Consider the following 7,318-nt stretch of genomic DNA (forward strand, 5'->3'; position numbering starts at 1 on the left):
CACGCCGCCGCCCGCGCCCGCGCCATGGCGCGGGCAGGGGCCCGTGCTGGCGGCCGTCGCCGCCGGCGGCGCCCTCGGCACGGCGGCCCGCTACGGCGCCGGCCTGCTGTGGCCGACGCCGGCGGACCCGCCGGCGCCCGCTACGCCGACACCGTGCTCGACCTGCGCGGCGTCGGCGACCCGGTACCCCGGCCGGCGCCCGCCCAGGCGGACTTCTTCGAGGACGAGCCCGTCGGCCCGCCGCGCCGCCCGGCGCCCGCCGGGGTGCTCTTCCTGGAGAACGGCGGCGGCAAGTCCGTGCTGCTCAAGCTCATCTTCTCGGTGATGCTCCCCGGTCACCGCAACACGCTGGGCGGGGCCAGCTCGGGCGTGCTGCGCAAGTTCCTGCTGGCCGACGACTGCGGCCACGTCGCGCTGGAGTGGCAGCACACCCTCACCGGCGAGACCGTCGTCGTCGGCAAGGTCAGCGAGTGGCGCGGCCGCCAGGTCTCAGGCGACCCCCGCAAGTTCGCCGAGGCCTGGTACTCGTTCCGGCCCGGCCCCGGGATGAGCCTGGACTCGCTGCCCGTCGCCGAGTCCAGCGCCCTGCGCCCGCGCGCGGACGGCACCTCGGGCGCCGCCGGCCGCCGCCGCACCATGAAGGGCTTCCGCGACGTCCTCACCGAGACCGGCCGGGCCTACCCCAACCTCGACGTCGTCTGGGAGGAGATCCACGAGCGCTGGGTCGAGCACCTCAACCGGCTCGGCCTCGACCCCGAACTCTTCCGCTACCAGCGCGAGATGAACGCCGACGAGGGCGAGGCCGCCGGCCTGTTCGCCGTCAAGAACGACTCCGACTTCACCGACCTGCTGCTGCGCGCCGTCACCGACACCCGCGACACCGACGGCCTCGCCGACCTGGTGCACGGCTTCGCCCACAAACTCGGCCGGCGCGCCGAGCTGGGCGCCGAGCGCGAGTTCACGGCCGGCTCGCTCGACCTGCTCACCCGGATCGGCCAGGCCGCCGGTGAGCGGGACGCGTCCCGCACCGTCCACCTCGCTGCCGAGCACCGGGCCCGCGCGCTCGCCGGGCTGCTCGCCGCCCGAGGCGCGGCCGAGCGCGCCCGCGCCGCCGAGCTCGCCGAGGGCGTCGCCACCGCCGCGCACGCCGTCACCGACGCCGAGCGCGCCCGCGCCACCGCGGCCCGCGTCGCCGCCGAACTGGCCTACCGGCACGCCTCGTTGGCGCTCGCCGCGGCCGAGAAGTCGGCGGCCGCCGGGCGCCGCGAGCTCACCGAGGCCCGCACCCTGCACGCCGCCTGGCAGGCCGCCGAGACGGTCCTCCAACACCGGGCCGCCGCCGACCGCTCGGCCCGGGTCGCCGCCGCCATCCGCGAGGCCGAGCGGGACGCGGCCCCGGCGCTCGCCGCCCGCGGTCGGGCGGCCGCGGCCCTGGTCAGGGCCCTGCACACCGCGGCCGGGTCCAGCGAGCGCGCCGCGGCCGAGGAGGAGGACCGCTCCGCCACGCTGCAGGCCGAGGCCGAGGCCGCCCACCGCGACGCCACCACCGCCGCCACCGAGGCCCAGCGGGCGCGCAGCGAGAGCGAACACCTGCGCCAGCGGCTGGCCGAGGTCGAGCAGGAGACCGAGCAGGCGGTGCGCGCCGGCTGGCTCGACGGGGCCGACCCGGCCAGGGCCGCGCTCGCCGCCACCGACGCCGAGCGGGCCGCGGTCGCCGCCTTCGAGACCGCGCGGGAGGCCGCCCGTCGCACCGCCGAAGCGTCCCGCGCCGCCTCGGCCGACCACACCAGGGCCGAGCTGGCCGCCGCCCGCGCCGCGGACGCCGCCCAGGCCGCCGAGGGCGCCTGGGCCGCCGAGCGGCGCACCGCGGCGACCCTGGCGGCCGAGGCCCGGATCGCCGAACTGCTCGGCCTGCCCGTCGAGTCCGAGGGCCCGGCCCTCACCGCGGAGGATCTCGACCGCGCCGCCGAGCAGCTGGCCGAACTCCTCGACGAGCGGGTCACCGCCGCCGAGCGGCAGCTGTTCGAGCTGCGCACCGCCGCCGCCGACGACTCCCGCATCCTCGCCGCCCTCGGCGACGGCGGCCTGCTCCCGCCGGGCCCCGACGTGCTGGCCACCGTCGAGTTCCTCGGCGAGCACGGCATCCCGGCCCTCCCCGGCTGGCGGTACCTGGCCCAGGCCGTGAACCCGGCCGACCACGCCACGGTCCTCGCCGCCCGCCCCGAGCTGGTGGACGGCGTGGTCATCACCGACCCCGCCAGCCACGCCCGCGCCCGCGAGGCGCTGGCCGGCGCCGCGCTGCTGCCCCGCTCCGCCGTCGCCGTCGGCACCGCCGCCGCGCTGCTCGCCCCCACTCCGCCGCCCGGCGGCCCCGACAGCGGCGTCTTCCTGGTCACGCCCAACCCGGCCATGCACGACGAGCGCGCCGCCGACGACGAGCGCCGCGCCCTGCGCGAGCGCGCCGGTGGGCGCGACACCGAGATCCGCGACCTGGCCGGCCGCGTCACCGCCGACCGCACCCTGGCGGCCCGGCTCGCCTCCTGGCGCGCCGGCTGCCCGGCGGGCCGCCTCGCCGAGCTGGCGGCCGCCGCCCAGCGGGCGGCGGCCGAGGCCGAGGCCGCCGGCCGGCAGCTCGTCGAGGCCGCGGCCGTGCGCGCCGAGACGGAGGAGGTCGCCACCCAGGCCGCCGGCGCCAGGGACGAACGGCAGGAGGCCGCCCAGCACGCCCGCCGCGCCGCCGACGCGTTGGCCGGGCTCGCCTTCCGGCTCCGCGAGCGCCCCCGCTGGAGCACCAGGCTCAGGGAGCTGGGCGTCGAGGCGGCCGAGGCGGCCGAGGCCGCCGCCGCCGAGTTGGAGCGGGCCCGCGCCGCCGACGAGGACCGGCGCACCGTGCAGCGCGTCGCCGACGACGCCCGCCGCACCGCCCGCGCCCTGCGGGCCGAGCGCGCCGAGGTCACCGGCGTCCCGGACGACGGCGAGCCCGAGTCGGCGCCGGCCGAGGGCTCCCCCTCCCTGCCGGCGCTGCGCGAGGCGTACCGCTCGGCCTCCCAGCTGTACGAGAAGGTCGGCGTCGGCGCCGACCTGCGTGCCGAGCAGGCGCGGGCCGAGGGCGACGAGAGCGCGGCGCTCGCCGCGCTCGACCGGCTGAGCAACAAGGTCCGCACCCGCGCCGCCCGGCTCCTCGAAGGCCTCGAGGGCGCCGACGGCCCGTCGCGGCAGGCCGCGGCGGCCCGCGCCGAGTCCCTGGTGCAGCTGCTCGAGTCCCGCGCCTCCACCGCCAGCGAGCAGCTCGGCAGGCTGCGCGGCGAGGCCGAGCGGCTGGCCCCCACCGAAGGCGGGGCACACATCGAGCTGCCGGCCGAGCGGATCCCGGCGGACGCGGCAGGCGCTAAGGACCTGCTGCGCGCCGCCACCGCCGAGCTGGCCGCCCACGAGGACGCCCACGCTTCCGCCGTGGCCGCCCACGAGGACCTGCTGCGCGACCACCGAACCGCCCAGGAGGCCGCCGGCGGCTTCGAGGAGACGGCGGTGTCGCTCCGCGACCAGCTCCGCGACCCGGCGCCCGGCGCCGCCTCGGCCGACGCGGGCGAGGCCGCCGCCGAGCCTCCCGCCGAGCCCTACCAGGGCGGCCTCGCCGAGGCCCGCCAGGCCGCCGCCGACGCCCGCCGGGCCCTGCGCACCCATGCCGCCGCCCTGGCCGCCGCCGAGGCCGCCGTCAGGGAGGCCGGCGACCGGCTGGTCAGGCACGCCAACTCCACCCGCTACGAGCAGGTGCGCACCCCGGCCAGGCAGCAGATCCGCGAGCTGCCGGCCGCGGCCCTGCCCGCCAACGCCGCCGCCTGGGCCGAGGCGTTCGCCCCCCGGCTGCGCGTCCTCACCGACGAACTGGAGCAGTTGGAGCGCAACCGGGACGGCATCGTCGACCGGCTGCGCGGCCTGGTGGAGTCGGCCCTGGCCACCCTCCGCTCGGCCCAGCGGCTCTCCCGGCTCCCCGAGGGGCTCGGCGAGTGGTCGGGCCAGGAGTTCCTGCGCATCCGCTTCGAGGACCCCGACCAGGCCACCCTCGCCGAGCGGCTCGGCGAGGTCATCGACGAGACCACCAGGGCCGCCGTCCGCAAGAACTCGGATCTGCGCCGCGACGGCGTCTCCCTGCTGCTGCGCGGCGTGCAGGCGGCACTCGCGCCGAAGGGGGTGCGCGTCGAGATCCTCAAGCCGGACGCCGTGCTGCGCGCCGAGCGCGTCCCGGTCGGGCAGATGGGCGACGTGTTCTCCGGCGGCCAGTTGCTCACCGCCGCCATCGCCCTCTACTGCACCATGGCCGCGCTCCGCGGCAACGACCGCGGCCGCGACCGGCACCGGCACGCCGGCACCCTCTTCCTCGACAACCCGATCGGCCGGGCCAACGCCACCTACCTGCTGGAGCTGCAACGCGCGGTGGCCGACGCCCTCGGCGTCCAACTCCTCTACACCACCGGCCTGTTCGACACCACGGCTCTGGCCGAGTTCCCGCTGGTGATCCGGCTGCGCAACGACGCCGACCTACGCGCCGGCCTCAAGTACATCAGCGTCGAGGAGCACCTGCGCCCCGGCCTGCCGCAGCAGGACCCGTCGGCCGAGCCGGTGCACGGGGAGATCACCGCCACCCGCGTCTTCCGCAGGCCCCGCGCGGCGGAGGCTCACTGACGCCCCATCGGCCGGCGCCTGGCGGCGCTGCTCGGCATCGACACCACCCCGTCCCGCTGCCGCCAGGCCTGCCGGGTGATCCAGATGTCGAGCACCGCCCAGGTGGCCACCATGGTGCTGCCGATGGAGGACAGCGCCATCGGCATGGCCAGCCACGACCCGGCCAGGGTGCACAGCAACGCGACCACGACCTGAGTGAGCGTCAGTGCGATGATGATGACGGCACGCACGGCGGCGGCACGCACCGGATCCGGCATGCGGGGTCTCGCGTACACTCCGGCTTCGCTCCCTGACCGCCAAAGATGCGCAGATATGTCCTCCCCATCCATGGTAGAACGCCTTGCGGGTCCTCGGAGCAGGGGCCAGGATGGGGCGCTCCGCGTCGGGTCAACTCCTCGCCCCACCCGGCCGATACCCGGGTGGCGGCCGGGGCACCGGTAGTAGGCTCGCGCTGGCGGTGGCGGGAACTCCCGCGTCGTCGCACGGAACCCAAGGGGAGGGCATGGGCTTTCGCGGCAAGTCGATCCGGCGGAAGACGGGCGCGCTGGTGCTGGTGCCCCTGCTGTCGCTCGTGTCGGTCTGGGCCTTCGCGGCCACCGACGCCGTCGGCGAGGCGAGATCCGTCGGCGCCGCGTCCGACGCCGCCTCGGCCCTGGGCGATCCGACCCGGGAGGTGGCCCTGGCCGCGCAGCGCGAGCGTCGCCAGACCCTCGTCTACCTCGGCGACCCGAGGCGGGCCGACTCGCTCAGCGAACTGCGGGAGATCAGGCAGGAGACCGACCAGGCCGCCACCCTGGCCAGGCACGGCGCGGCCGAGGCCCGTGGCGGCCTGCGCACGTCGGCCCGCGAGCGCCTCGACCGGATGGTGTCCGCGCTGGACGGCCTCGACCAGCTGCGTGGCCAGGTGGAGAGCAACACCATCTCGCGCACCGGCGCCCTGGACGCCTACGGCGACGTCGTCGCCCTCGCCTTCCGGGTGCAGTCGTCGCTCCAGCCGGTCGACGACCCCGACCTCGACCGGCACGGCCGCGCCGTCGTCGGCCTCGCCCAGGCCCGCGAGTCCCTCTCGGCGGAGGACGCCCTGATCGCCGGCGCACTGGCCGCCGGGCGCACCAGCGAAGGGGAACTCCGCGCCCTCGCCGACCGGATGGCCCAGCGCGAGCTGGCCTACGACACCCACCTCCCCGACCTGACGCTGGAGGACCGGCAGGCACACGAGGCCTTCTGGGACAGCGGCACCGGCCGGATCCTGGCCTCCGCCGAGGAGAGCCTGCTCCAGGGGAGCACCGCCGCCGTCCAGGCCGACACCTGGCAGGAGACCGGCGCGTCCGCCCTCGACCAGCTCGCGGAGCTCGGCCGGGAGGCCGACCAGCGCTACCAGGACCGGCTCGACCCCAGGACCTCGGACGCGGCGGTCCGCGCCTGGCTGATGGGCGGCCTCGGGCTGGTGGCCGTGGTGGTCTCGGCCGCCGTCGCCCTCCGCGTCGGCCGCGACCTCAGCGGCGACCTGCGCGGCCTGGCCCGCGAGGCGACCGACGCGGCCGAGGTCCGGCTGCCCGGTGTCACCCGCCGGCTCGCGGCCGGCGAGCACGTGGACGTGGAGACCGAGGCGCCGCGCCTGGAGTACGGCCCGGACGAGTTCGGCCGCATCGGCCGCTCCCTCAACACCCTCCAGCGCGAGGCCGTCTCCGCCGCCGTGCAGCGCGCCCACACCCGGCGTGGCATGTCCGAGGTGTTCGTCAACCTGGCCCGCCGCAGCCAGGTCCTGCTGCACCGTCAGCTGAGCCTGCTCGACGGCCTCGAGGGGCGCACCGCCGACTCGGCGAACCTCGCCGACATCGTCCGCCTCAACCACCTGGCCACCCGCATGCGCCGGCACGCCGACGGTCTCGTGCTGCTGTCCGGCGCGGCCCCGGCCCGCCAGTGGCGCAAGCCCGAGCAGCTGATGGACGTGGTGCGGGCCGCCGTCGACGAGGTCGAGGACTTCGAGCGGGTCGAGGTCCGCCGGCTGCCGGCCCTCGCCGTCTCCGGGGGCGCGGTGGCCGACCTCGTCCACCTCGTCGCCGAACTCCTGGAGAACGCCACCCTCTTCTCGCCCCCGCACACCGCCGTGCAGGTCGACGGCGAGCGGGTGCCGCACGGCTTCACCCTGGAGATCCACGACCGCGGCCTCGGCATGACCGCCGACGCCCTGCGGGAGGCCAACCGCCGGCTGGCGGATCCGCCCGAGTTCGAGCCGTCCGACACCGACCGGATCGGCCTCTTCGTCGTCGCCAGGCTCGCCGCGCGCCACGGCATCAGGGTCTCGCTGCGGGACTCGCCCTACGGCGGCACCACCGCCGTCGCCCTGGTCCCCGGCGAGCTGCTGACCGAGACCCGCGAGCTTCCGGGCGAGCGCGACCGGCTGCCGGGGCGGCCCGAACGCCCCGCGCTGCGCGGCGGCCCGGTCGAACTGGAGGCGCCGGTCGGCGCCCCCGACATGGTCCTCGGCCCCGCCGTCCCCGAGCCGAGGGCCCCCGAACCGTCCGAGCACGAGGCCCACCCCGCCGAACACGGCCCCGCCCGCGAGGACGACGGGCGGCACGCCGCGCCCGGGCTGCCCCGGCGGCACCGCACCCCGGTGCTGGTCGCGGAC

General features: G+C 77.8%; 2 protein-coding genes and 1 pseudogene. 2 read left to right on the forward strand and 1 reads right to left on the reverse strand.

The features are described 5' to 3' along the window. The first annotated feature begins 108 nt into the window (after nt 1-108). A complete protein-coding gene (locus E1283_RS28165) occupies nt 109-4,683 on the forward strand; it encodes a flotillin family protein (protein WP_132820983.1) in 4,575 nt (1,524 codons plus the stop codon). Nucleotides 4,684-4,700: 17 nt separating this feature from the next. Here E1283_RS28165 and E1283_RS40015 read toward each other — a convergent pair. Then, nucleotides 4,701-5,096, reverse strand: a pseudogene (locus E1283_RS40015) (hypothetical protein); the annotation flags it as partial. An 89-nt stretch (nt 5,097-5,185) separates the two neighbouring features. On the opposite strand from E1283_RS40015, the gene E1283_RS28175 reads away from it, so the two are divergent. Next, nucleotides 5,186-7,318 (forward strand): sensor histidine kinase (locus E1283_RS28175; protein WP_165956275.1); only part of this gene is annotated, 2,133 nt, incomplete at its 3' end.

The organism is Streptomyces hainanensis (assembly GCF_004348415.1).
Lineage (GTDB): Bacteria > Actinomycetota > Actinomycetes > Streptomycetales > Streptomycetaceae > Streptomyces > Streptomyces hainanensis.